Here is a 22652-nt window from a genome sequence, read left to right on the forward strand (position 1 = left end):
TCAGCCCGCGTTCTCCTCGGCGAGGATGCGCCCGAGCGCGTCCTCCAGGTGTTCGTCGAAGTCTCCGAGCGTCCACTCCTGACCCAGCGGTACGAGCTTGTCGGTGCGGTCGAGGAAGGCGACGAGCGGCGCCGCACCCGCCCGGAACAGGGCGGCATCGGCACCCACTTGGAGCCGGATGCGTACGTCCGAGAGCTCCTCGGGCTCAGTGGGCTCGATCCTCACATCGCCGTCCCCGGTCGCCCCGTTGATGCCGTCGAGCAGCAACTCCCGACCGAAAGCCCAGGTCACAGGCGCGTCGCCGGGAAGGTGGAAGGTCATGCGCACCGCATAGGGGTCCGTCGCCTCGTACTTCAGCTCCACCGGGATCCGGAAGGAAAGCTCCTCGGAGACGAGGAAGCTCATCATCACTTCTGCCTGAACCGATTCACGCACCGCACGTACCCCGCTCTAGCCGGAACTGGCCAGGAATGATCCCGCATGGCCCTCTTGACGTAATCGTGCTGGAAGCCCAAACAGATCACAAGGAGTGATATTTCAGATACTGATAGAGAGCGCCAGGGAACTGAACAGGCCGCCCACTTCCCCACGTAGCTGCTCGATGGCCGGAATCAGGCGTTCTTCCTGGTGAAGGGGTACGGAAATGGCCATGGTGGCGGCACTGGAACCAGCCGTGATGGGGATCGCCGCGCAGACCGTACCCAGCGCGTACTCCTGCCGTTCGATCACGGGTTGCATACGCTCCGTAGCCGCCAGCCGCTCCAGAAGGCTGCGGCGGTCCCGCACGGTGAAGGGCGTGATGGCCTCGACCGGATGCCGGTCCAGGTAGTCCTCGCGGGTGCGCTCGTCGAGCTGGCTGAGCAGGCACTGGCCGATCGCGTGGGCATGCCCGGTCTCGCGGAAGTCGGCCCACTCCTCGACGGCGGGCGCGGCGGGGGTGTCGGCGACCCCGGCGATCTCGATCTCGCCCTCGCGATAGACGGCGAAGTAGACGGGCACCCCGATGGAGTCCCGCCAGCGCACCAGGGAGTCGGCGATCTTGCTGCGACGATTCTGCAGTGCTCCGCCGTCGGCCAGCCGCTCGGCCGCCGGTCCGAACACGAACACCCCGTTCTCGCGCCGCAGATAGCCCTCGTGAGTCAGGGTCCGCAGCAGGTGGTACGCGGTCGGCAGCGGCAGCCCCGCCTCGCGCGCCAGCTGTTTGGCAGGGGCGCCGTCCCGATGGGACCCGACAGCCTCCAGCAGGCGAAGGGCCCGCTGGACCGAGCCGATCAGGGTAGGGACGGCGGCATTCGAAGCCGTGGCCACAGGTCACCCCCAGGCGTGCCGACGGGCAACGCGCCCGCCCGCGGGGGCCACCCCCGCGCGGCCGCCGCACGCCCGGAGAGGCGGTACGGACCGGTCGGACCGGAGGTCGGAACCGGTCAGAGCCCGTGGTTCCCAGGGGGCGGCAGAGACCCGCCACTCTAATGGCCGCCCCTGGCGGGGAAGGGGTTTCGCCGGGTCCGTTCCCCCGGCCGGGCTAATCCCCGTACGCCCTGGACAAGGCGCTGCCCACCGGTCCGGGGCCGGCACCGACTCCGGGCGGAAGTCCTCGTTCCGCCCGGGCTCGGCTACCAGTCGCCGCGCGAGGAGGACGAGGAGGACATGAACCTCCGCACCACGTAGATCAGACCGCCGACCAGGGCCACGAAGACCAGGAGCTTGAAGAGCAGTCCGAACAGGAAGCCCACCACGCTGGCGATCAGACCGCCGAACACCACCAGGGCGATGACGGGCACGGCGACCCACTTCACCCACCAGGGCATCCCCGCGAAAATCTCCCGTGCCGCCATCGTCCTTACCTCTTTCGTCAGTTCATCAGTCGTGTGCTTTCGACACTCCTGATGCTAGGCGCGAGGGGGTACCGCGCGGGGCCCTCGCAGCCCTTGAACACCCCTGACCGAACCCCTAGGGAGAATCGGGGGCGACCCTCAGCTCTCAGGGGGAGAGAAGACGACCAGAACCCTCAGGTCCTCGGTGATGTGGTGGAACTTGTGCGCCACTCCGGCCGGCACATAGACCACGCTGCCCCGCGCGACCTGCGTCGTCTCCAGGCCCACGGTGATCGAGGCGCGGCCGCTGGCCACGAAGTAGATCTCGTCCTGGGCATGCGGGGACTGGGGGTCGTGCGCGCCGGCGTCGAGCGCGTACAGGCCCGCCGACATGTTTCGCTCCCGCAGGAACTGCAGATACGCACCGTCGTTGGCGGCCCGCTCCGCCTCCAGCTCGTCGAGTCGGAAATGTTTCATCGCCATCTGCCCCTGCGCTCGTGCCGATCACGTCTGCCACGATCAGACCCATGAAGAATTTCGTAGTCAAGACGATCGCCAATGCGGCCGCCCTGGCGGTGGCCATCTGGCTGGTGAAGAACATCACGCTGACCGGTGACAACACCGGCAAGAAGGCACTGACGCTGATTCTGGTCGCGCTGGTCTTCGGCGTGGTGAATTTTGTCGTGAAGCCCGTGGTCAAGTTGCTGTCGTTCCCGCTCTTCATCCTCACGCTCGGGCTGATCACGCTGGTGATCAACGCGTTGATGCTGCTGCTGACCTCCTGGCTCGCCGACAAGCTCAACCTGAGCTTCCACGTCGAGGGGTTCTGGACCGCCGTACTCGGCGCCCTGATCATCTCGATCGTGTCCTGGGCGATGCACATCGTTCTGCCCGACGACAGGGACTGAGCGTTGGCCACCCCCTACTGCGATGAAATGGAGCGCGCCGCATGACAGGTGACGGCACTCGATCCGTACGCGCCGGGCTCCCCGAGCCGGTGGCCTATGAACCCACCCTGCCCGGGCCGGTGTTCGCCGCCCACTTCCACCTGCCGGGCGAGGCCGCCGGGCCGTACACCTACGGCCGCGACACCAACCCGACGTGGACGCATCTGGAGCGGGCGCTGGCCGACCTCGAGTCCCCCGACGAGAGCGCAGAGGCGATCGTCTTCGCCTCCGGGATGGCGGCGATCTCGGCCGTGCTGCTCTCCCACGCCCGCTCCGGCGACACGGTGGTGCTGCCCGACGACGGCTACCAGGCCCTGCCGCTGATCCGCGAGCAGTTGGAGTCGTACGGCATCGAGGTGCGCACCGCACCGACCGCCGACGACGCCCAACTCGCGCACCTGGACGGCGCGAAGCTGCTGTGGATCGAGACGCCGTCCAATCCCGGGCTCGACGTGTGCGACGTACGCCGGCTGGCGCGGGCCGCGCACGACGCGGGCGCCCTGGTCGCGGTCGACAACACCCTGGCCACGCCGCTCGGGCAGCGTCCCCTCGAACTCGGCGCGGACTTCGCGGTGGCCAGCGGCACCAAGGGCCTGACCGGCCACGGCGACCTCCTGCTCGGCTACGTGGTGTGCCGCGATCCCGATCTCGCCGCACGGGTACGCAAGTGGCGCAAGGTCGTCGGCGCGATCCCGGGCCCGATGGAGGCGTGGCTGGCCCACCGCTCCCTCGCGACCCTGCACCTGCGCGCCGACCGGCAGGCGGCGAACGCCCTGGCCCTCGCCGAGGCGCTGGCCGAGCGGGACGAGGTGACCGGCCTGCGCTATCCGGGGCTCCCCTCGGATCCCTCGTACCGCCTGGCCTCGACGCAGATGCGCCGCTACGGCTGTGTGGTCTCCTTCGACCTGCCCGACCGCGCCTTCGCCGAGCGGTTCCTGGAGGCGCTGCGCCTGGTCGACGACGCGACGAGCTTCGGCAGCGTCCGCTCCACGGCCGAACGCCGCGGGCGCTGGGGCGGCGACGCGGTGGCCGAGGGCTTCATCCGGTTCTCGGTCGGCGCCGAGGACGCCCCCGACCTGATCGCGGACGTGGAACGTGCCTTGGAGCAGGCGGGCATGGCGGCCGGGCCCCGTATGTAGGACGGACGGTCCGAGCCTCCCCCCTCATGGCTCGGACCGTCCCGGTTCTCGCGCACGAGAACCGCCCGCACAAGGCTAGTTGACTCTGCGTCAGTGTCCAATCACGGTAGCGACAGAGACCTATCGACATATTTATAGTTGTGTCCGGCCGGGGACGTCGTGGAGCAGTTCAGGACGGGAGGGCACAGCATGGACCTTGCCCTGCTGCGTACGTTCGTCACCGTGCACCGGGCGGGCTCGTTCACCCGCGCCGCGGCGCTGCTCGGGCTTTCGCAGCCCGCGGTGACCGGCCAGATACGCACGCTGGAGCGGCAGTTGGGCCACCCGCTCTTCCTGCGCCAGGCGCGCGGGGTGACCCCGACGACCATGGGCGACGAGCTGGCCCAGCGGGCCGCGCCGCACCTGGACGCCCTGGTCGAGATCACCGAGTCCGGGCTCGGGGAGACACCGGCCCTGCGGACCCTGCACCTGGCCGGGCCACCGGAGTTCACCGCGCTCCGGGCCCTGCCGGCGCTGACCCGGCTCATCCCGCAGGGCCTCGCCCTGCGGGCGTCCTTCGGCAATGCCGAGGAAACCCTGGAGGGCCTGGCCGCCGGCCACCACGACCTGGCCATCGCCACCGCCCGGCCGCGCGGCGGGCTGCTGACCTCCACCGCGCTGTGCGACGAGGAACACGTGCTGGTCGCCGGGGTGCGCTGGGCCGCACGGCTCGGGCCGGGCGCGGTGCGGCACGGCGGCCCGGAGGTCCTGGAGGTCATCCCGGTGGTGGAGGTCCATGAGTCGCTGCCGCTGGTCACGCGCTACTGGGCGTCGGTGTTCGACGCCAAGCCCGCCGCCGCGGGCACGGTCGTGGCCCCGGATCTGCGGGCGGTCCTCGCCGCGGTGACCGCGGGAGCGGGGCTCGCCGTGCTGCCGCGCTATCTGTGCGAGACGGCCCTGGAACAGGGCGAGGTGGTCGCGCTCCTCGACCCTCCCGTGCCGCCGCTGCGGACCTATTTCCTCGCGGCGCGCACCGGCACACTCGGCCTCCCGCACATCGCGCGGGCGCAGGAATGGCTGCTGCGTGCCGCGGCCGACTGGAGCTGAGAGACGGTGGAGGAGACCCGGGGAGTTTCGCAGGCGCCCCTTCGGGCCACATTTCTCCCATGACCGTACGTCCAGTGGTCAAGCGCACCGCACGAGCCGTTCTGCTTGACGGTGACGACCTGATCCTGATCAAGCGCACCAAGCCCGGCATGGACCCGTACTGGGTCACTCCCGGCGGCGGGGTCGAGCCCGAGGACACCAGCGTCGTCGAGGCCCTCCACCGCGAAGTGGACGAGGAACTCGGCGCGAAGATCACCGACGTGGTGCCCTGCTTCGTCGACACCGTCGAGCACATCGGCGCCGACGGCGGCGCGACCGGCGTGAAGGTGCAGCACTTCTTCGTCTGCCGCCTCGATTCCATGGACCCTTCGCTGCGGCACGGCCCTGAGATCGAGGAACCCTGCGGCGAGTACGAGATCGTCCGCATCCCGTTCACCCGCGTCGGGATCGCCTCGGTGCACCTCGTCCCGCTGTCCCTCAGGCACTACCTCGACGGCAACATCGAGGGCGTGCGGGCCATGCACGCGCCCGATCTGGGCTAGGCCCCGCTCACCGGGCGGAGCGGACCAGGGCGTAGGCCTCCCGGAGGTCGCCGCCCGTGTAGCTGTGGGTGGCCCGGTCCGCGAGATGATGGTCCGCGTTCACCGCGACCGACACCGGCACCGCCGCGAAGAGGTCCACGTCGGACATCGAGTCCCCGTAGGCCACACAGTCCTGGGGACCGACGCCGAACTCGGCACACAGCCGCTTCATGACGGTCACCTTGGCGGCCGGGCTGAGGATCCCCGCCAGGTCCACGGGCCGGGCGAAGGGCACCTCCGGGAAGAGCGAGCCGTGGGCCGCATGGGCGCCCCAGGAGAGCAGCCGTTCCACGAAGAAGGACGGGGACAGCGAGATCACGGCGCAGTACTCGCCCTGCTCTCGGATCTCGCGCCACACCTCCTGGATCCCGGTGAGCCAGGGGGCGGCGTCGAAGGCGCTCGTGACATGCGCCTCGGTGAGCCCGGCCCACAGGGCGTGCACGCGTACCGCGTACTCCTGGGGCCCGATCCGGCCGGTGGACAGTGCCACCTCCAGCTCGCCGATCTCATCGAGAAGCCCGAGCTGCCGGGATATCTCGACGGGAGCGGCGGAGCCCCGCATGAGCGTTCCATCGAGGTCGAAGAGATGAAGTCTCGCCATGTACGCCGAGACTAGTACGACGGGTTACTCCCCCTGTGGGACGCCCGGTCCTGGCCCTCGGCGGCAGGCTGTTTCACGTGAAACATCGACCTCTTCCCGCATCCGAACTCACGAACCGGACGCCGTTTCACGTGAAACATCTGCGGCGGCCGGCCCGGAGGGGCTGGCTGGTGGCCCATGTCGCCGTCTCCGTGAGCTGGCTTGGGCTCAGCCTGGGCCTTCTCGCACTCGGCATCACCGCCTACACCACGGACTCGCCCTCCATGACGGAGGCCGCGTACCGCGCCATGAAGGTCTTCGGTGACTGGCTCGTGCTGCCCATCGCGGTGCTGACGCTGGTGACGGGGGTCGTTCTGTCGCTGGGCACCCGCTGGGGGCTGGCTCGCCATCGTTGGGTCTGGATCAAGTTCTGGCTGACTCTGGTCACGCTCTGCCTGTCGGCCTTTCTGCTGCGGCCCGAGATCAACGGCGCGGTCGCGGCCGGGGTCCCCGACACCAGTCTGGTGGCCGCCCCGGTGGTCTCCTCCAGTGCGTACTTCTTCATGACGGCCATCTCGGTGCTCAAGCCGTGGGGACTGACAGGGCGTGGCAGGAAGCACCGTGCCGAGAGTCGGAAAGTGGTGGACGCCGCGCCGGTGCGTCGGACAACCTGAGCCCCATGCCCTCACTGCTCGACGAGCTTCCCCTGCGCCGCTTGACCATCGAAGACCTCACCGCCTGCGCCGACCTGTCCGAGGACCGGGGCTGGCCACGTGAGGAGCACAAATGGGGGCTTCTACTCACGGCGGGCACCGGCTACGGAATCGACGCCCCGGACGGCAAGGGCCTGGTCACCGCCTGCGTGGTCACCTCGTACGGCCCCGGTCTCGCGGCCATCGGCATGGTCCTGGTGGCCGAGCGGTTCGCCCGGCAGGGTGTCGGACGCCGCTTGATGAAGGACGTGCTGCGGGAGTGGCAGGGCACTCCACTGACCCTGCACGCCACGCCCTACGGCCACCCGCTGTACGAGGAGCTGGGCTTCGAGACGACCGGCCGCGCCGAGATGGTCCGGGGACACTTCCGGCCGTCGGGGCCGGCTCCGACGGTGGCGACCCGTCCTGCGGCCGCTGACGACCTGCCCGCGATCCTCCGGCTCGATGCCGAGGTCTTCGGTCAGGACCGCACCCACATGATCACCCGCCTTCCGGCCTTCTGCGACCAGCTGCGGGTCTCCGAGGACGCTGCCGGGCTGACGGGCTTCGCGGCCGCCTGGCCCAATATGAACACCCATGTGGTGGGCCCTCTGATCGCCCGCGACACCGAGACCGCGAAGGCTCTGGTCGCCTCGCTCGCCGCCGGCACCGACCGCCCCCTGCGCACGGACGTGGACGTACGCCACGAGGAGCTGCTGACCTGGCTGAAGGCGTCCGGGATGGATTCGGTCGGCTTCAACGCGGTGATGACGTACGGCATCCCGGCCCTCCCCGGCGACTGGACCCGTCGCTTCGCACCTCTGACGGTGGCGGCGGGCTAGGGCCTCCGCGCCTCACCTCCACGACAAGTGCCCGCCCTCATGTGCCCTGATTCTGCGGGCACTTGAGGGCGGGCATCTGTGTGTGCGCCGACGCGGTCAGCGTCGGTTCAAGGCCTCCACGGCCGCGGTCGCGAAGCCGTGGTCCTGGTCGGGGGCGCCGCCGCCCACGCCGATCGCGCCGATCAGACGGCCGTCACGGTGGACGGGGACGCCGCCCGCTATGAAGAGGAGAGGGCGGTCCAGGGCCGTCGGCAGGGTGTGGAAGAGGCCGCCCGGCTGGACCGCGTCCACCAGGTCCGCGGTCGGCGTGTTCAGCTGAAGCGCCGTGTACGCCTTGCGGGTGCTGGTCTCACCGGCGATCAGTACGGCCCGGTCGTCCCGGCGGAAGGCGAGCAGGTGCCCGCCCGCGTCGAGCACGGTGACGGCTGCGGCGACCCCGGCCGCCTCGGCGGCGGAACGCGCCGCCTCGACGAGGGCTTCCGCGTCCTGGATGGTGAGCGGGGCTACGGCGATGGTGGGGGTAGTCATGAGGGGGAACTCCTAGAGCGTGCTGGGCAGTTGATTCAGCGATGGGCCGCGACGGCCCGGGCCGGCTCGGGAACGGTGCCGGCGACGATGCGGCTGCCCGTGTTCGTACGCCGCTCCAGCGCGCTGGAGACGAAGGCGAGCACGAGGGCGGAGGCGGCGAGCGCGGCACCGACCCAGTTGGGGGCGGTGTAGCCGAGGCCAGCGGCGATGACGATGCCGCCGAGCCAGGCGGAGAGGGCGTTGCCCAGGTTGAAGGCCCCGATGTTGACGGCGGACGCCAGAGTGGGTGCTCCGGCGGCCTGGTCCAGGACGCGCTTTTGCAGCGGGGGCACGGTCGCGAAGCCCAGTGCGCCGATGAGGAAGACCATGACGGCGGACGCGAGCTTGTCGTGGGCGGCCACTGTGAACAGCGCCAGGACCAGGGCGAGACCGGTCAGCGACACATAGAGCATCGGCATCAGCGCACGGTCGGCGAACCGGCCGCCGACGAGGTTTCCGGCGACCATGCCGAGGCCGAACAGAACGAGCAGCCAGGTGACGGAGGTGTCGGCGTAGCCGGCGACGTTCGTCATCATCGGCGTGATGTACGTGATCGCGGCGAAGACCCCGCCGAAGCCGAGCACGGTCATCGCCATGGCGAGCAGCACCTGGACGTTGCGGAAGGCGGCGATCTCGTGCCGCAGCCGTACGCCCTGGGCCTTCGGCATGTCAGGGACGAGCTTGGCGACACCGAGAAGACCGAGCACGCCGAGCGCCGCGACGACGAAGAACGTCGCGCGCCAGCCGACCTGCTGACCGATGAGGGTGCCGGCCGGCACGCCCACGACATTGGCGACGGTCAGACCGGTGAACATCATCGCGATGGCCCCGGCCTTCTTCTCGGGCGCGACGAGGTCCGCCGCGACGACCGACCCAATGCCGAAGAACGCTCCGTGCGCGAGGGAGGCGACGATCCGCCCGGCGAGCATGAGCTCGAAGGAGGGTGCGAGCGCGGACAGCACGTTGCCGACGATGAAGAACCCCATCAGCAGCATCAGCATCCGCTTGCGGGTGATCTTCGTGCCCAGGACGGTCATCAGCGGCGCGCCGAGCATGACGCCGACCGCATAGCCGCTGACCAGGTATCCGGCGGTGGGAATCGAGACGTCGAAGGTGCCGGCGACCTCGGGGAGCAGCCCCATGATCACGAATTCTGTGGTGCCGATACCGAACGCCCCAATGGCGAGGGCTAGGAGGGCGAGTGGCATGGGATGACCTTCCAGCAGATTGCATTGGCCCCTTACGGGCGTCCACAATAATTGCAGACGCTGGCTAATTGCAAACGCGGGCTATTGCGCACGTGGACTATCCTGAGGACAAGCCGCTCCGGACGGAGGACACACGCATGACCGCGACGGACCCCGCACTCACCGCCCTCGCCCAGGGCTGGTGCGCGCTCTCCCTGCTGCACGGCAAGATCGATGCCCACATCGAGCGCGCCCTTCAGTCGGGGCACGATCTCAGCGTGCGCGAGTACTCCCTGCTCGATGTCCTCAGCCGCCAGCACAGCGGCCCGGGCGGCCACCTCCAGATGAAGCAGGTCGCCGACGCGGTCGTTCTCAGTCAGTCGGCCACGACGCGGCTCGTCACCCGGCTCGAGGATCGTGGCCTGCTGACCCGATACCTGTGCGACACCGACCGGCGCGGCATCTACACCGATGTCACCGAATCCGGCCTCGCCCTGCTCGCTGAGGCCCGGCCCACCAATGACACGGCCCTGCGCGAGGCCCTGGACGAGGCGGCCGAGAACCCTCAACTCGCGCCCCTGGTACGCACGGTCGAGGCCCTGCACATCCCCGCCTGAGGCAGCTGGGCGTACGCTCCGGGCCATGAGTGATCTTGAGATCAGGACCGCGACACCCGATGACATCCCGGCGATCGTGGCGATGCTCGCGGACGATCCGCTGGGCGCCCAACGCGAGTCGCCCGACGACCTGACGCCCTACCGCGCCGCCTTCGAACGGCTTGCGGGCGATCCCAACCAGCACCTGGTGGTCGCGGACCGCGGCGGCCAGGTCGTGGGCACCCTCCAACTCACCGTCATTCCGGGGCTCTCCCGGCGCGGATCGACCCGCTCGATCATCGAGGGCGTACGCATTCACAGTGCGGAGCGCGGCAGCGGGCTCGGCACCTGCCTCATCGAATGGGCCGTCGCCGAATCGGAGCGCCAGGGATGCCAGTTGGTCCAGCTGACGTCGGACGTCACCCGCATCGACGCGCACCGCTTCTATGAGCGGTTGGGCTTCGAGGCCTCGCATGTCGGGTTCAAGAAGGCGCTGTAAGCCTGCTTGCCCGCCCTGTTCTGGGCCGGCCCTGCGGGAGGCCTGTTTCACGTGAAACAGGCCTCCCGAGACGGCCCGGACGGCCGTTTCACGTGAAACGTCAGATCCCGCGCCAGCCCTCGGGGTCCACGCCGCCCGGCACCGCAGCCGCGTCGGGCCCGTACGGCTCACGTGTGAAGACGAACGATCCGAGGTCCAGATGGCTCACGACGCCGTCCGGCCGGCGCACCACGCGGAGCGTCTCTCCCTGGTAGTAGCCATCGAGGCCGACCCAGCTGCCATCGGCGGCGGCCTCGAACCGGGCAGCACGGCCGGTGCCCCGCAATGGCGCCAGGGCCACCCCGGCGTCGGCAGTCAGCCGCAGCCCATAGGCATGGGTGCCCCAGTACCAGGGCCCCGTGAGCGCCAGAAGCGCCTCGTTCGCCTCGGGAAGGGGCCGCCAGGGCTCCGGGAAGCGCGGCTCCGCCTCTGCCACGATCCGTACGAGATCGGCGCCCAGAGCGCCGACCGCCAGGCCGGAGGTGGCGTTGGCGAGCACGACGACTGCCACGCCGTCCGCCACACTCACCCATAGCGTCGCGACGAATCCGGGCAACGAGCCTGTGTGTCCGGCGAGTTCGCGGCCGGCGTTCCGAGTGAGCTGCATGCCGAGCCCGTAGCCGCCGTCCCAGCTGCCCGCCTCCGGTGCCACGGCAGGGGTGCGCATGTCCGCCACCGACGCGGCGCACAGTACCCGCTCGTCGCCCGTGGCGAGGAAGGCGGCGAAACGGCAAAGGTCCGCGGCCGTCGACCAGAGCTGCCCCGCCGGGGCCATCAGGCCGAGGTCCTCGGACGGCTCCGCCAGCATCACATCCGCCCACGGGTGCACGGCCCAGCCACCCGCATGGGGATGCTCCGGCCGCATGGTCGTGCGGTCCATGCCCAGCGGTTCGAGGATCTCCGTTCGCAGCGCCTCCTCCCAGGGCACTCCCCGCACCGCTTCCACCAGGGAACCGAGCAGTGTGTAGCCCGGGTTGGAGTAGTGGTGCACACGGCCCGCGGGATGCAGGTGCGGCTCGTCGCCCAGCACATCGGAGAGCTCCGGGCGCAGATGCCCCGGTGTCCGCTCCCACCAGGGGGCGGGCGATTCGGCGGCCAACCCGGCGGTGTGGGACAGCAGTTGGGCAATGGTCGCACCGCCCGCCAGAGTGCCGGGGAGGTGCTTTTCCAGCGGGTCATCGAGATCGAGGAGTCCCTCGTCGCGCAGTCGCAGCACCAGCACGGCGGTGAAAGTCTTGGTGATGGAGCCGATGCGGTACTGGACGTCGGCGTCCGGCCCGTGGCCGTCGACGGAGGTACGCGACCCGGACCAGACCATCCGGCCGTCCCGCGCCACAGCCGCGACGAGCGAAGGCACCCGTCCTTCGGACTGGGCGACCGCGATGCGATGCAGAAGGGCGCGCTCCGTAGAAGGCAGGAGGTCTTCGAAGGGGGCCGGCGATACGGGCGAATGCGATGGGGTCATGGGGCAAGGTCTAGTCGCGCAGGCGTACCGAGTCGACCTCTTTTCGCCGGAGTCGCCCCTCTCTGGCTCTCCATCACTCCCCCGGGAAGTACCTACGGGTTGAGCGTGGTGCGGAACACGGCCCAGGGCATGGGCAGTTGCTCACGCAGGCCGCGAAGGGCCGGCTCCCGCGCCCTGGCCGTCGGTCCGACGTCGCGCGAAGATGACTCCACCCAGCGGGCTCTCGGCCGACCTCAGCGTCATCTGCGCCTCGACCGTGAAGCCGGCGTCATCGAGCCGGGCGGCCATCTGGGCGGGCTGACGGCGATGGACATGGACCTTCATGGGGCCGCCGTAGCCCCGCGTCTTCAGCCGGGACCCGTCCCCGACGTGGAAGCTGATCAGCACCAGGCCGGCGGGTCGCACCGCCCGCCGGAAGTGCGCGAGGACGGGCCCGATCTCGTGGTCCGGGATGTGGATCAGCGAGTACCAGGCCACCAGACCCGCCAACGAGGCGGTGCCGCAGTGCAGTTCCGTCATGGAGCCGACCTCGAACGGCGGGCCGGGGTGCTCACGCCGGGCTGTCTCGACCATCCCGGGCGACAGATCGATCCCGAACGTGTCCGTGCCGAGGCCTCGCAGATGCGCCGTGATCCTTCCGGACCCGCACCCCACGTCCGCGACCCTCCCCCCACCACCAGCTCGCACCAGCTCGGCGAACAGGGCCAGGAACGAGCGCTCATAGGGCGTTTCGTTCAGAAGGTCGCGCACCTGGTCCGCGTAGCCGGCGGCGACGGTGTCGTAGGACGCGCGGGTGTCGGCCAGCCAGTCTTCGGGGTCCATGGACGGGGACCGTAGTGCACCGCCGGACGCCTCCGGATCAGGTGGCGGCCATGTCCACGAAGCGGGAGTAGTGGCCCTGGAAGGCGACGGTGATGGTCGCGGTCGGGCCGTTACGGTGCTTGGCCACGATCAGGTCCGCCTCGCCCGCTCGGGGCGACTCCTTCTCGTAGGCATCCTCACGGTGCAGCAGGATGACCATGTCCGCGTCCTGCTCGATGGAGCCGGATTCACGCAGGTCGGAGACCATCGGCTTCTTGTCGGTGCGCTGCTCGGGGCCACGGTTCAGCTGGGAGAGCGCGATGACCGGTAGCTGGAGCTCCTTGGCGAGGAGCTTCAGGTTTCGCGACATGTCCGAGACTTCCTGCTGGCGGCTCTCGGCGCGCTTGGAGCCGCCCGACTGCATCAGCTGCAGATAGTCGATGACGACGAGGCGAAGGTCGTTGCGCTGCTTCAGGCGACGGCACTTGGCCCGGATCTCCATCATCGACAGGTTCGGGGAGTCGTCGATGTAGAGCGGCGCCTGGGATACGTCCGGCATGCGGCGGGCAAGCCGCGTCCAGTCGTCGTCGGTCATCGTGCCGGAGCGCATGTGGTGGAGCGCGACCCGGGCCTCGGCCGACAGCAGACGCATCGCGATCTCGTTGCGGCCCATTTCGAGCGAGAAGATCACGCTGGGCAGGTTGTGCTTGATGGAACAGGCTCGCGCGAAGTCCAGCGCCAGGGTCGACTTACCCATGGCGGGACGGGCGGCGATGACGACCATCTGGCCGGGGTGCAGGCCGTTGGTGAGCGAGTCGAAGTCGGTGAACCCGGTGGGGACTCCGGTCATCTCGCCGCTGCGTGAGCCGATCGCCTCGATCTCGTCGAGCGCGCCCTCCATGATGTCGCCGAGCGGCAGGTAGTCCTCGCTGGTGCGCTGCTCGGTGACCGCGTAGATCTCGGCCTGGGCGGAGTTGACGATGTCGTCGACGTCACCGTCCGCCGCGTATCCCATCTGCGTGATCTTGGTGCCCGCCTCGACGAGCCGCCGCAGAACCGCCCGCTCGTGGACAATCTCCGCGTAGTAGGAGGCGTTGGCCGCCGTCGGGACCGACTGGACCAGTGTGTGCAGGTAGGAGGCGCCGCCGACTCGGGTGATCTCGCCGCGCTTGACCAGCTCGGCGGCGACCGTGATGGGGTCGGCCGGCTCGCCCTTGGCATAGAGGTCGAGGATGGCCGTGTAGACGGTCTCGTGGGCCGGCTTGTAGAAGTCGTGGCCCTTGATGATCTCCACGACGTCCGCGATGGCGTCCTTGGAGAGGAGCATGCCGCCCAGGACGGACTGCTCCGCGTCGATGTCCTGAGGGGGCACTCGCTCGAAGCCGGAGGACCCGCCGTCCCAGTCGTCCTGTCCCCGGTCGTGCTGGTCGTCACGGCTTCTGCCGCGTCCGCGGCCGCGGACCTCGCTGTCGCCGCGCTGGCGGGAAACAGGCAGACGGTCACTTGGACCGGTATCGGCCCAGGGCTCGTCCAACGGCTCGGGAATGCTCACCGGGCCACCTCCTCCCGTCCGCTCCGCGGACCTAGCCGTGCCACTCTTTCTACGGCACGACACTGACAAATCGAGTAGCCCGACTCCGGTTCCGGCGCGTCGGGCGCCGCACCACGGTAGGCCCGTCAGCGGCGTCAGCCAATCTGGTTATCCACAGGGCATGTGGACGAACGACCGGATGCTGTGGAGAAGTCTCCGGAACCTGTGCACGGACCGGGGGACAGCACTGTGGACAAAGTCATAGACCCTCACTGATGACGGACCTGACCTGCGGTTTCTCCGTCCACCGGCTGTGGGGGAGAAAAACTTTCCCGACTGGCTCAAGATCCTCGCGGGCGGCACCCGCAGGAACCGGACACTACCCCTCAAGTAAGGATCGTAGATGCATTGCATCTATTACCTGTGGAAGATTAGATTGACCCCATGAAACAGGCCCCCACGGCACCGGAGAACGACTGGCGGACCTCCCGGCGCCGACACGATCGCGAGATCGTGTCCCTCGCCGTTCCCGCGTTCGGCGCACTCGTCGCCGAGCCGCTCTTCGTGATGGCCGACAGCGCGATCGTGGGCCATCTCGGCACCCCGCAACTGGCCGGTTTGGGTATTGCCGCGCCCTTGCTCACCACCGCCGTGAGCATTTTCGTCTTCCTCGCTTACGCCACCACTGCCGCTGTGTCCCGCCGGGTCGGCGCCGGCGATCTACGAGCCGCGATCCGCCAGGGCATGGACGGCATTTGGCTGGCCCTGTTCCTCGGTGCCGTGGTCGTCGCCACCGTACTTCCCACCGCTCCCTGGCTGGTCGGCCTGTTCGGCGCATCGGACACCGCGGCCCCGTACGCCGTCACCTATCTCCGTATCTCCTCGCTCGGCATCCCCGCCATGCTCGTCGTGCTCGCCTCCACCGGCGTTCTGCGGGGTCTGCAGAACACGCGGACGCCGCTGTACGTGGCCATAGGAGGCTTCGCGGCCAACGGCGTACTCAATGTGGGGCTCGTCTACGGCGTCGGTCTCGGCATCGCGGGATCGGCCTGGGGCACCGTCATCGCCCAGTTCGGCATGGCCGCCGTCTATCTCGTGGTGGTCGTGCGCGGGGCCCGCCGACACCATGCCTCTCTGCGACCCGATCTCGCGGGCATCAGGAACAGCGCGCAAGCCGGTGTCCCGCTCCTGGTGCGGACCCTCTCGCTGCGGGCCGTTCTGATGATCGCCACCGCCGTCGCGGCCCGCCTCGGCGACGTCGACATCGCCGCGCACCAGATCATCCTGTCCCTGTGGAGCCTGATGGCGTTCGCTCTCGACGCGATCGCCATCGCCGGACAGGCGATCATCGGCCGCTACCTGGGGGCGGGCGACGCCAAGGGGGCCAAGCAGGCCTGTCGTCGCATGGTGGAGTGGGGCGTCGCCTTCGGCGTGCTGCTCGGCCTGCTCGTGGTGGCGACCCGGCCCCTGTTCGTCCCGCTGTTCACCAACGACCACACCGTTCAGCACACCCTGCTGCCCGCCCTCTTCGTGGTCGCCCTTGTCCAACCGGTCGCCGGAGTCGTCTTCGTGCTCGACGGCGTACTGATGGGTGCGGGTGACGGCCCCTATCTGGCCGGGGCCATGCTGGTGACACTGGCCGTCTTCGCTCCGGTCGCGCTGCTGGTGCCGACCTTCGGGGGCGGCCTGACAGCGCTCTGGTGGGCCATGGCACTGATGATGACCGTCCGCATGCTGACCCTCGGCTGGCGGGCCCGCTCCGGGCGCTGGCTGGTCACCGGCGCGACGCGCTGACCTGGCACAGCAGCAAACCCCGCACACGACGTTCCACGTGAAACAGAGGCGCGTCGCTCCCAGCCGGCGCGCGCCGCAGCCGCGTTTCACGTGAAACAGAAGAAGGGCCGCACCCCGAGGGGTACGGCCCTTCCTACTGTGCTGTGCAGCGCTTAGGCGGCGATGACCTCGACGCCAAGCTTCGCGACAACGTCGGCGTGCAGACGCACGGACACCTGGTGAGCACCCAGGGTCTTGATCGGCGCACCGAGCTCGACGCGGCGCTTGTCCACGTCCGGGCCACCGGCAGCCTTGATCGCCGAAGCGACGTCAGCCTGGGTGACAGAGCCGAAGAGACGGCCGGCGTCGCCGGAGCGAACAGCCAGACGCACCTTCACGCCCTCGAGACGGGCCTTGACCTCATTGGCCTGCTCGATGGTCGCGATCTCGTGGATCTTGCGCGCACGACGGATCTGCGCGACATCCTTCTCGCCACCCTTGGTCCAGCGGATCGCGAAACCACGCGGGACCAGGTAGTTGCGAGCGTAGCCGTCCTTGACGTCAACGACGTCGCCGGCAGTGCCGAGGCCAGAGACCTCGTGGGTGAGGATGATCTTCATTTTTCGGTCACCCTTCCCTTATCGCGCGGTGGACGTGTAGGGCAGCAGCGCCATCTCACGGCTGTTCTTGACGGCCGTGGCGACGTCACGCTGGTGCTGCGTGCAGTTGCCGGTAACGCGGCGGGCACGGATCTTGCCGCGGTCGGAAATGAACTTCCGCAGCATGTTCGTGTCCTTGTAGTCCACGTAAACGGTCTTGTCCTTGCAGAAAGCGCAGACCTTCTTCTTAGGCTTGCGCACAGGCGGCTTCGCCATGGTGTTTCTCCTGTGTGATCAAGAAGTGGGGATTACGAGCTGCCCTAGAAGGGCGGCTCGTCCGAGTAGCCGCCGCCGGAGCTTCCGCCCCAGCCGCCACCGCCGCCACCCTGCGGCTGTCCGCCACTGGCGGGCGCGCTGGAGGCCCAGGGGTCGTCGGCGGGAGCACCGCCGCCGCTCTGCTGACCACCGCTGGGGGCTCCGCCCCAGCTGCCGCCGCCCTGCTGCTGACCGCCGCCGCCACCGCCGCCGTATCCACCCTGGCCGCCGCGACCGGTGGTCTTGGTGACCTTGGCCGTGGCGTTCTTGAGGCTGGGGCCGACTTCCTCGACGTCCAGCTCGTAGACCGTGCGCTTGACGCCCTCGCGGTCCTCGTAGGACCGCTGCCTCAGCCGGCCCTGCACGACTACGCGCATGCCTCGCTGAAGCGACTCCGCGACGTTCTCCGCCGCCTGACGCCAGACCGAGCAGGTCAGGAACAGGCTTTCGCCGTCCTTCCACTCATTGGTCTGTCGGTCGAAGGTGCGGGGAGTGGACGCGACACGGAACTTCGCGACGGCCGCACCGGAGGGGGTGAAGCGCAGCTCGGGGTCGTCGACGAGATTGCCGACGACCGTGATGACGGTCTCGCCTGCCATGGATGAACCTCTCGGCGGGGATTGCTGCTGGCTGCTGTGTTGCTACTCGAACCCGATTACCTCTGAGCGGAAGCTCAGTGGGTCTCGGGACGGAGGACCTTGGTCCGGAGGACCGACTCGTTCAGGTTCATCTGACGGTCGAGCTCCTTGACGACCGCAGGCTCGGCCTGCAGGTCGAGGACCGTGTAGATGCCCTCGGGCTTCTTCTTGATCTCGTAGGCGAGACGCCGACGGCCCCAGGTGTCGACCTTCTCGACCTTTCCGTTGCCCTCACGGACTACGGAGAGGAAGTTCTCGATCAGGGGAGAGACAGCGCGCTCCTCCAGATCGGGGTCGAGGATGACCATCACCTCGTAGTGACGCATGTGGAACCCACCTCCTTTGGACTCAGCGGCCACGGTCGTTCCGTGGCAGGAGGGTCGTGATGCGTAAGCAACGGTATCGGCCCCCACTGACAATCCCCCTCCGAGAGGAGCGGGAGGGCATGCGGGCACGGCTGACACCGGTGCAGACCCACCAGAGTACCTGTTGACTCGCTTCCGGTTGAAATCCAGTGGGCAGGGGACGCAATCTGTACAGATCGGGTGTGTGCGGCGTCACCCGGCGCCGCCTTCCGCCAGGAGGTGCCCCATGGCACAAGCAGTGCGACCCAATGCCCCCGTCTCCCTCTTCGCCACCGACGGCAAGCCCCATCCGCTCCAGGACACGCTCGCGGCCGTGACGGTCGTGCTGGGCGTGCTGGCCTTCACCACGGCGTGGTTCTACAACCTCCACCTGGTCAGCTCGTGGGCCGGCCTCGTCGGCATCGTCACGGGCGCCTACGGCCAGTTCATCTCGGCGACGACGCGCGAGCGGTTCCTGTTGATCCTCGGGCTCGGCGCCTCCGCCGTCGGGTTCTTCCTCGGCATGGCGCACGGCGGCCTCTTCGGCGGTGTCGTGGGCGGCTGACGGCCGCACCACCCCCGCCACCACGGAAATCCCGTACGACGCCGAGCCGTACGGCCATCCGGGGCGCTCCTGTGGCCCAGTAGGCTTCGGCACGAGAGCCGGAGCCCCTGTACCCATGGGGACACACCTGCCGAGGAGCGCCCCGCATGAGTCTGACCCTCAGGACCATCAGCCGTGAGCAGCATCTGGCGTACATCCAGAGCCTGCCCGCGGCGAGCCACTGCCAGGTCCCGGCGTGGGCTGACGTCAAGACGGAATGGCGTTCGGAGAGCCTCGGCTGGTTCGACAAGAACGGCCAGCTCGTAGGCGCCGGTCTGGTCCTGTACCGCCAGCTCCCCAAGGTCAAGCGCTACTTGGCGTACCTGCCCGAGGGCCCCGTCATCAACTGGTACGCGCCCAACCTGGACGAGTGGCTGAAGCCGATGCTCGCCCACCTCAAGCAGCAGGGCGCGTTCTCGGTGAAGATGGGGCCGCCGGTCGTCATCCGCCGCTGGGACTCGACCGCCATCAAGTCCGGCATCCAGGACCCGGACGTGAAGCGCCTGCGTGATGTCGAGGCCACCCACATCGAGCCGCGTGCCTTCGAAGTGGCCGACCGGCTGCGCAAGATGGGCTGGCAGCAGGGCGAGGACGGCGGCGCCGGATTCGGCGACGTGCAGCCGCGCTACGTCTTCCAGGTGCCGCTGGCCAACCGCTCGCTCGACGACGTCCTCAAGGGCTTCAACCAGCTGTGGCGCCGCAACATCAAGAAGGCCGAGAAGGCCGGCGTCGAGGTCGTCCAGGGCGGCTACGAGGACCTCGCCGAGTGGCAGCGCCTGTACGAGATCACCGCAGTGCGCGACCACTTCCGCCCGCGTCCGCTCTCGTACTTCCAGCGCATGTGGTCGGTCCTCAACTCCGAGGACCCCAACCGGATGCGGCTCTACTTCGCGCGCCACAACGGCGTGAACCTCTCGGCCGCGACGATGCTCGTCGTCGGGGGGCACGTCTGGTACTCCTACGGCGCCTCCGACAACATCGGCCGCGAGGTCCGGCCCTCCAACGCGATGCAGTGGCGGATGCTCCGCGACGCCTACGCGATGGGCGCGACGGTCTACGACCTGCGCGGCATCTCCGACTCCCTGGACGAGACCGACCACCTCTTCGGCCTCATCCAGTTCAAGGTGGGCACCGGTGGCGAGGCGGCCGAGTACCTCGGCGAGTGGGACTTCCCGCTGAACAAGCTGCTCCACAAGGCGCTGGACATGTATATGTCGCGCCGCTGAGCGGTTGCGTAACCTCGTTCCTCGTACCTCCCACACATCGCAGCCATCAGAAAGGTCCGGACGGCCATGGCGCTCACCCTCTATGTCGACTCCGCTCGCTGGCGGGCGCACCAGAAGTCCGTGATCGATCAGTTCCCGGGCATCGTCCCGGTCTGCAAGGGCAACGGCTACGGCTTCGGCCACGAACGCCTCGCGGACGAGGTGTCCCGCTCCGGCTCGGACATCCTGGCGGTAGGCACCACCTACGAAGCCGCCCGGATCAAGGACTGGTTCAGTGGCGACCTGCTCGTCCTGACGCCTTTCCGGCGCGGCGAGGAGCCGGTGCCGCTGCCCGACCGGGTCATCCGCTCGGTCTCCTCCGTGGACGGCGTGCACGCCCTGGTCGGCGCCCGCGTGGTCATCGAGTGCATGAGCTCGATGAAGCGCCACGGCGTGAAGGAGGAGGAGCTCGGCATGCTCCGCTCCGCCATCGAAGACGTACGCCTCGAGGGCTTTGCGCTGCACCTTCCGCTGGACCGCACCGACGGCTCGGACGCCGTCGAGGAAGTCATCGCGTGGATGGACCGGCTGCGCGCGGCCCGGCTGCCGCTGCACACCATGTTCGTCAGCCATCTGCGCGCCGAGGAGCAGGCCCGGCTGCAGCAGCAGTTCCCGCAGACCCGCTTCCGCGCCCGCATCGGCACGCGGCTGTGGCTCGGTGACCACGAGGCGACCGAGTACCGGGGTTCCGTCCTCGACGTCACCCGGGTTACCAAGGGCGACCGGTTCGGCTACCGCCAGCAGAAGGTCGCCTCCGACGGCTGGCTGGTCGTGGTCGCCGGCGGCACCTCGCACGGGGTGGGCCTGGAGGCCCCGAAGGCCCTGCACGGCGTGATGCCGCGGGCCAAGGGCGTCGCCCGGGCGGGGCTCGCCACCGTCAACCGCAACCTGTCGCCGTTCGTCTGGGCGGGCAAGCAGCGTTGGTTCGCGGAGCCGCCGCACATGCAGGTGTCGATCCTGTTCGTGCCGTCCGACTCCCAGGAACCGCACGTGGGCGACGAGTTGGTCGCCCACCTGCGGCACACCACGACGCAGTTCGACCGCCTCATCGAGCGCTAGAAGGCCGCCTCCGGGCACTCACGACATCGGGCCCCTGACCGACGACAGCCGCCGTCGGTCAGGGGCCCGAGCCTTGTACGCGCTGCTCTAGGCGGCCGGGGTCCGCGTGCCCCAGTCGACCCGGGGTCCCTCTTCGAGCAGGGCCGCATGGCGCGGGGGATGTGCCGCGTGGCCCAGAGCGAACACGTCCTCCGCCCGGTCGAGAACGCCGCCCGACGGATCGTCGGAACCGTCCCGGCGTACGACGTCCCGGTCCGGCAGCATGATGTCGCGCACCACGACGGCGCACAGGTACAGCGTGGTCAACAGGTGCGCGGCGATGGCGAGTTGATAGCCCTCGGTGGGCAGTCCCTGATGCTTTTCCCCGCTCATCGTGTAGGCGAGGTACAGCCAGACTCCCAGGAAGTACACGACCTCGCCGGCCTGCCAGATCAGGAAGTCCCGCCAGCGCGGCCTGGCGAGCGCGGCCAGCGGGATCAGCCACAGCACGTACTGCGGCGAGTAGACCTTGTTGGTGAGGATGAACGCGGCGACGACGAGGAACGCGAGCTGCGCGAAGCGCGGACGTCGCGGCGCCGTGAGGGTGAGGACCCCGATTCCCACACAGGCGAGGACCATCAGGAGCGTGGCCAGCGTGTTCACCATGTCGGTGTCCAGGCCCTTGCCCGTACGCTGCGAAATGATCAGCCAGAACGAACCGAAGTCGACGGACCGCTCCTGGCTGAAGGTGTAGAACTTCTTCCACCCCTCGGGCGCCAGCATCATCACCGGCAGGTTCACCACCAGCCAGGCACCGGCGGCGCCGAGCGCCGCGGCCCCGAACTCCCGCCATTTACCGGCCCGCCAGCACAGCACGAGCAAAGGCCCGAGGAGCAGTACGGGGTAGAGCTTGGCGGCCGTGGCGAGGCCGATCAGGATGCCGAAGGCGAGTGTCCGCCCACGGGACCACATCAGCATCGCGGCCGCGGTGAGAGCGACGGCGAACAGGTCCCAGTTGATGGTGGCCGTGAGCGCGAAGGCCGGGGCCAGGGCGACGAGGAGGGCGTCCCAGGGCCGCCGGCGGTGGGTCCGAGCCACACAGACGGCGATGACCGCCGCGCAGGCCATCAGCATCCCGGCGTTGACCATCCAGTACATCTGCTCGCGGTGCTGCATGTCGCCGCTGCCCGGCGTCAGCCAGGAGGCGACCTCCATGAACAGCCCGGTCAGCACCGGATATTCGAGGTAGTTCATGTCGCCGTTGAGCCGGTCGAAGTACGGGACCAGATTGTCGGCGAAGCCACGCAGCGAGTACAGATGCGGGATGTCGGAGTAGCAGGCGTGGGTGTACTGCGAGTTGGCACCCCGGAACCATGCCCAGTCGTAGCAGGGAATCTTCTGGGCCATCCCCAGGGCGAACATCCCCATCGCGACGAGCACCACGACCCTGATCGGGGTGAGCCAGTGGCGGCCGGGCTTGGCCCAGCGCCCGAGCGGGCCACCGATCAGCTCGCTGCCGGCTGCTGCGACCTCGTCCTGTTCCGTGGGGCGTACGACGGGTTCAGCGGAGGCTCCGCGTCGGTCCTCGTACACACGGGGGCTCGTCTCGCTCGTCATGCCCGACATCCTGCCGTACGGCGCTGTGGATACGGGGAGCGGCCGTGTTTCACGTGAAACCGCGGAGCCGTTTCACGTGAAACGGGGGGCGGT

27 protein-coding genes are annotated in these 22652 nt (G+C 69.0%); 12 read left to right on the forward strand and 15 right to left on the reverse strand.

Annotated elements, in window-relative coordinates:
• From ACFYZA_RS21140 to ACFYZA_RS21155, 4 genes are all read right to left on the reverse strand, one after another.
• The gene (locus ACFYZA_RS21140; RefSeq protein WP_382583064.1) at window positions 1-435 is read right to left on the reverse strand and encodes an SsgA family sporulation/cell division regulator; all 435 of its coding nucleotides are present in this window, start codon (window positions 433-435) and stop codon (window positions 1-3) included.
• 102 nt (window positions 436-537) lie between these two features.
• Window positions 538-1308, reverse strand: coding sequence for an IclR family transcriptional regulator (locus ACFYZA_RS21145; protein ID WP_382583068.1), 771 nt, complete (start codon window positions 1306-1308; stop codon window positions 538-540).
• A 305-nt stretch (window positions 1309-1613) separates the two neighbouring features.
• Window positions 1614-1835, reverse strand: coding sequence for a DUF5326 family protein (locus tag ACFYZA_RS21150; protein WP_100575660.1), 222 nt, complete (start codon window positions 1833-1835; stop codon window positions 1614-1616).
• 138 nt (window positions 1836-1973) lie between these two features.
• Window positions 1974-2291 carry a cupin domain-containing protein gene (locus ACFYZA_RS21155; RefSeq protein ID WP_382583072.1) on the reverse strand — a complete coding sequence of 106 codons (318 nt, stop codon included), beginning with the start codon at window positions 2289-2291 and terminating at the stop codon, window positions 1974-1976.
• Window positions 2292-2341: 50 nt separating this feature from the next.
• On the opposite strand from ACFYZA_RS21155, the gene ACFYZA_RS21160 reads away from it, so the two are divergent.
• The 4 genes from ACFYZA_RS21160 (at window position 2342) to ACFYZA_RS21175 (ending at window position 5528) form a co-directional block, all read left to right on the forward strand.
• A complete protein-coding gene (locus tag ACFYZA_RS21160) occupies window positions 2342-2722 on the forward strand; it encodes a phage holin family protein (protein WP_382583075.1) in 381 nt (126 codons plus the stop codon).
• A gap of 41 nt (window positions 2723-2763) precedes the next feature.
• A complete protein-coding gene (locus ACFYZA_RS21165; protein WP_388492118.1) occupies window positions 2764-3900 on the forward strand; it encodes a cystathionine gamma-lyase in 1137 nt (378 codons plus the stop codon).
• A 189-nt stretch (window positions 3901-4089) separates the two neighbouring features.
• On the forward strand, window positions 4090-4986 hold the full coding sequence (locus ACFYZA_RS21170; protein ID WP_382583081.1) for a LysR family transcriptional regulator: 897 nt from the start codon (window positions 4090-4092) through the stop codon (window positions 4984-4986).
• A 59-nt stretch (window positions 4987-5045) separates the two neighbouring features.
• On the forward strand, window positions 5046-5528 hold the full coding sequence (locus ACFYZA_RS21175; protein ID WP_388492120.1) for an NUDIX domain-containing protein: 483 nt from the start codon (window positions 5046-5048) through the stop codon (window positions 5526-5528).
• Between the two features lie 7 nt (window positions 5529-5535).
• Here the strand turns inward: ACFYZA_RS21175 and ACFYZA_RS21180 are convergent, their stop codons facing one another.
• Window positions 5536-6168 (reverse strand): HAD family hydrolase, encoded by a 633-nt coding sequence (locus ACFYZA_RS21180; RefSeq protein WP_388492121.1) that lies wholly within the window; start codon window positions 6166-6168, stop codon window positions 5536-5538.
• 131 nt (window positions 6169-6299) lie between these two features.
• Here ACFYZA_RS21180 and ACFYZA_RS21185 point away from each other — a divergent pair, with 131 nt between their 5' ends.
• On the forward strand, window positions 6300-6821 hold the full coding sequence (locus ACFYZA_RS21185) for a DUF2269 domain-containing protein (protein ID WP_382583614.1): 522 nt from the start codon (window positions 6300-6302) through the stop codon (window positions 6819-6821).
• A 5-nt stretch (window positions 6822-6826) separates the two neighbouring features.
• A complete protein-coding gene (locus tag ACFYZA_RS21190) occupies window positions 6827-7681 on the forward strand; it encodes a GNAT family N-acetyltransferase (protein WP_388492123.1) in 855 nt (284 codons plus the stop codon).
• Window positions 7682-7777: 96 nt separating this feature from the next.
• On the opposite strand, the gene ACFYZA_RS21195 is transcribed toward ACFYZA_RS21190, so the two are convergent.
• The gene (locus ACFYZA_RS21195; protein ID WP_388492125.1) at window positions 7778-8209 is read right to left on the reverse strand and encodes a heme-binding protein; all 432 of its coding nucleotides are present in this window, start codon (window positions 8207-8209) and stop codon (window positions 7778-7780) included.
• A gap of 35 nt (window positions 8210-8244) precedes the next feature.
• Window positions 8245-9456 carry an MFS transporter gene (locus tag ACFYZA_RS21200; protein WP_388492126.1) on the reverse strand — a complete coding sequence of 404 codons (1212 nt, stop codon included), beginning with the start codon at window positions 9454-9456 and terminating at the stop codon, window positions 8245-8247.
• Window positions 9457-9593: 137 nt separating this feature from the next.
• Between ACFYZA_RS21200 and ACFYZA_RS21205 the strand changes: the two genes are divergently transcribed.
• The gene (locus ACFYZA_RS21205; protein WP_382583098.1) at window positions 9594-10052 is read left to right on the forward strand and encodes a MarR family winged helix-turn-helix transcriptional regulator; all 459 of its coding nucleotides are present in this window, start codon (window positions 9594-9596) and stop codon (window positions 10050-10052) included.
• A gap of 25 nt (window positions 10053-10077) precedes the next feature.
• Window positions 10078-10530, forward strand: coding sequence for a GNAT family N-acetyltransferase (locus tag ACFYZA_RS21210; RefSeq protein ID WP_388492127.1), 453 nt, complete (start codon window positions 10078-10080; stop codon window positions 10528-10530).
• A 100-nt stretch (window positions 10531-10630) separates the two neighbouring features.
• On the opposite strand, the gene ACFYZA_RS21215 is transcribed toward ACFYZA_RS21210, so the two are convergent.
• The 3 genes from ACFYZA_RS21215 to dnaB all read right to left on the reverse strand — a co-directional run bounded on the left by ACFYZA_RS21215 (window position 10631) and on the right by dnaB (window position 14387).
• Window positions 10631-12034: a serine hydrolase domain-containing protein gene (locus tag ACFYZA_RS21215; RefSeq protein WP_388492128.1), complete on the reverse strand. Its 1404-nt coding sequence runs from the start codon at window positions 12032-12034 to the stop codon at window positions 10631-10633.
• 141 nt (window positions 12035-12175) lie between these two features.
• On the reverse strand, window positions 12176-12856 hold the full coding sequence (locus ACFYZA_RS21220) for a class I SAM-dependent DNA methyltransferase (protein WP_388492129.1): 681 nt from the start codon (window positions 12854-12856) through the stop codon (window positions 12176-12178).
• Between the two features lie 37 nt (window positions 12857-12893).
• A complete protein-coding gene (dnaB, locus tag ACFYZA_RS21225; RefSeq protein WP_382583109.1) occupies window positions 12894-14387 on the reverse strand; it encodes a replicative DNA helicase in 1494 nt (497 codons plus the stop codon).
• A 423-nt stretch (window positions 14388-14810) separates the two neighbouring features.
• Here dnaB and ACFYZA_RS21230 point away from each other — a divergent pair, with 423 nt between their 5' ends.
• On the forward strand, window positions 14811-16160 hold the full coding sequence (locus tag ACFYZA_RS21230; RefSeq protein WP_388492130.1) for an MATE family efflux transporter: 1350 nt from the start codon (window positions 14811-14813) through the stop codon (window positions 16158-16160).
• Window positions 16161-16312: 152 nt separating this feature from the next.
• On the opposite strand, the gene rplI is transcribed toward ACFYZA_RS21230, so the two are convergent.
• From rplI to rpsF, 4 genes are all read right to left on the reverse strand, one after another.
• Complete coding sequence (gene rplI, locus ACFYZA_RS21235) at window positions 16313-16759, reverse strand: 50S ribosomal protein L9 (protein WP_100575643.1); 447 nt, start codon at window positions 16757-16759, stop codon at window positions 16313-16315.
• Between the two features lie 18 nt (window positions 16760-16777).
• Complete coding sequence (gene rpsR / locus ACFYZA_RS21240) at window positions 16778-17014, reverse strand: 30S ribosomal protein S18 (RefSeq protein ID WP_003956534.1); 237 nt, start codon at window positions 17012-17014, stop codon at window positions 16778-16780.
• A gap of 44 nt (window positions 17015-17058) precedes the next feature.
• On the reverse strand, window positions 17059-17652 hold the full coding sequence (locus ACFYZA_RS21245) for a single-stranded DNA-binding protein (RefSeq protein ID WP_382583117.1): 594 nt from the start codon (window positions 17650-17652) through the stop codon (window positions 17059-17061).
• A gap of 74 nt (window positions 17653-17726) precedes the next feature.
• Window positions 17727-18017, reverse strand: a complete 291-nt coding sequence (gene rpsF, locus ACFYZA_RS21250; protein ID WP_100575641.1) for a 30S ribosomal protein S6 — start codon at window positions 18015-18017, stop codon at window positions 17727-17729.
• Between the two features lie 265 nt (window positions 18018-18282).
• Here rpsF and ACFYZA_RS21255 point away from each other — a divergent pair, with 265 nt between their 5' ends.
• The 3 genes from ACFYZA_RS21255 to ACFYZA_RS21265 all read left to right on the forward strand — a co-directional run bounded on the left by ACFYZA_RS21255 (window position 18283) and on the right by ACFYZA_RS21265 (window position 20963).
• A complete protein-coding gene (locus ACFYZA_RS21255; RefSeq protein WP_388492132.1) occupies window positions 18283-18600 on the forward strand; it encodes a hypothetical protein in 318 nt (105 codons plus the stop codon).
• 146 nt (window positions 18601-18746) lie between these two features.
• Entirely contained in the window at window positions 18747-19865 is a 1119-nt protein-coding gene (locus tag ACFYZA_RS21260) for a lipid II:glycine glycyltransferase FemX (protein WP_382583121.1), read from the forward strand.
• A gap of 66 nt (window positions 19866-19931) precedes the next feature.
• Window positions 19932-20963, forward strand: coding sequence for an alanine racemase (locus ACFYZA_RS21265; RefSeq protein WP_161244130.1), 1032 nt, complete (start codon window positions 19932-19934; stop codon window positions 20961-20963).
• 87 nt (window positions 20964-21050) lie between these two features.
• On the opposite strand, the gene ACFYZA_RS21270 is transcribed toward ACFYZA_RS21265, so the two are convergent.
• Entirely contained in the window at window positions 21051-22559 is a 1509-nt protein-coding gene (locus ACFYZA_RS21270; RefSeq protein ID WP_388492134.1) for a glycosyltransferase family 87 protein, read from the reverse strand.
• Between the last annotated feature and the right edge of the window lie 93 nt (window positions 22560-22652).

It is taken from the genome of Streptomyces sp. NPDC001828, from assembly GCF_042892175.1.
Taxonomy (GTDB): domain Bacteria; phylum Actinomycetota; class Actinomycetes; order Streptomycetales; family Streptomycetaceae; genus Streptomyces.

Coding starts and splice junctions, on each gene's coding strand:
- ACFYZA_RS21150 (WP_100575660.1), bottom strand. CDS start 1,835: ATGGCGGCACGGGAGATTTTCGCGGGGATGCCCTGGTGGGTGAAGTGG.
- ACFYZA_RS21155 (WP_382583072.1), bottom strand. CDS start 2,291: ATGAAACATTTCCGACTCGACGAGCTGGAGGCGGAGCGGGCCGCCAAC.
- ACFYZA_RS21160 (WP_382583075.1), top strand. CDS start 2,342: ATGAAGAATTTCGTAGTCAAGACGATCGCCAATGCGGCCGCCCTGGCG.
- ACFYZA_RS21165 (WP_388492118.1), top strand. CDS start 2,764: ATGACAGGTGACGGCACTCGATCCGTACGCGCCGGGCTCCCCGAGCCG.
- ACFYZA_RS21170 (WP_382583081.1), top strand. CDS start 4,090: ATGGACCTTGCCCTGCTGCGTACGTTCGTCACCGTGCACCGGGCGGGC.
- ACFYZA_RS21175 (WP_388492120.1), top strand. CDS start 5,046: ATGACCGTACGTCCAGTGGTCAAGCGCACCGCACGAGCCGTTCTGCTT.
- ACFYZA_RS21180 (WP_388492121.1), bottom strand. CDS start 6,168: ATGGCGAGACTTCATCTCTTCGACCTCGATGGAACGCTCATGCGGGGC.
- ACFYZA_RS21190 (WP_388492123.1), top strand. CDS start 6,827: ATGCCCTCACTGCTCGACGAGCTTCCCCTGCGCCGCTTGACCATCGAA.
- ACFYZA_RS21195 (WP_388492125.1), bottom strand. CDS start 8,209: ATGACTACCCCCACCATCGCCGTAGCCCCGCTCACCATCCAGGACGCG.
- ACFYZA_RS21200 (WP_388492126.1), bottom strand. CDS start 9,456: ATGCCACTCGCCCTCCTAGCCCTCGCCATTGGGGCGTTCGGTATCGGC.
- ACFYZA_RS21205 (WP_382583098.1), top strand. CDS start 9,594: ATGACCGCGACGGACCCCGCACTCACCGCCCTCGCCCAGGGCTGGTGC.
- ACFYZA_RS21210 (WP_388492127.1), top strand. CDS start 10,078: ATGAGTGATCTTGAGATCAGGACCGCGACACCCGATGACATCCCGGCG.
- ACFYZA_RS21215 (WP_388492128.1), bottom strand. CDS start 12,034: ATGACCCCATCGCATTCGCCCGTATCGCCGGCCCCCTTCGAAGACCTC.
- ACFYZA_RS21220 (WP_388492129.1), bottom strand. CDS start 12,856: ATGGACCCCGAAGACTGGCTGGCCGACACCCGCGCGTCCTACGACACC.
- ACFYZA_RS21230 (WP_388492130.1), top strand. CDS start 14,811: ATGAAACAGGCCCCCACGGCACCGGAGAACGACTGGCGGACCTCCCGG.
- rplI (WP_100575643.1), bottom strand. CDS start 16,759: ATGAAGATCATCCTCACCCACGAGGTCTCTGGCCTCGGCACTGCCGGC.
- rpsR (WP_003956534.1), bottom strand. CDS start 17,014: ATGGCGAAGCCGCCTGTGCGCAAGCCTAAGAAGAAGGTCTGCGCTTTC.
- ACFYZA_RS21245 (WP_382583117.1), bottom strand. CDS start 17,652: ATGGCAGGCGAGACCGTCATCACGGTCGTCGGCAATCTCGTCGACGAC.
- rpsF (WP_100575641.1), bottom strand. CDS start 18,017: ATGCGTCACTACGAGGTGATGGTCATCCTCGACCCCGATCTGGAGGAG.
- ACFYZA_RS21255 (WP_388492132.1), top strand. CDS start 18,283: ATGGCACAAGCAGTGCGACCCAATGCCCCCGTCTCCCTCTTCGCCACC.
- ACFYZA_RS21260 (WP_382583121.1), top strand. CDS start 18,747: ATGAGTCTGACCCTCAGGACCATCAGCCGTGAGCAGCATCTGGCGTAC.
- ACFYZA_RS21265 (WP_161244130.1), top strand. CDS start 19,932: ATGGCGCTCACCCTCTATGTCGACTCCGCTCGCTGGCGGGCGCACCAG.
- ACFYZA_RS21270 (WP_388492134.1), bottom strand. CDS start 22,559: ATGACGAGCGAGACGAGCCCCCGTGTGTACGAGGACCGACGCGGAGCC.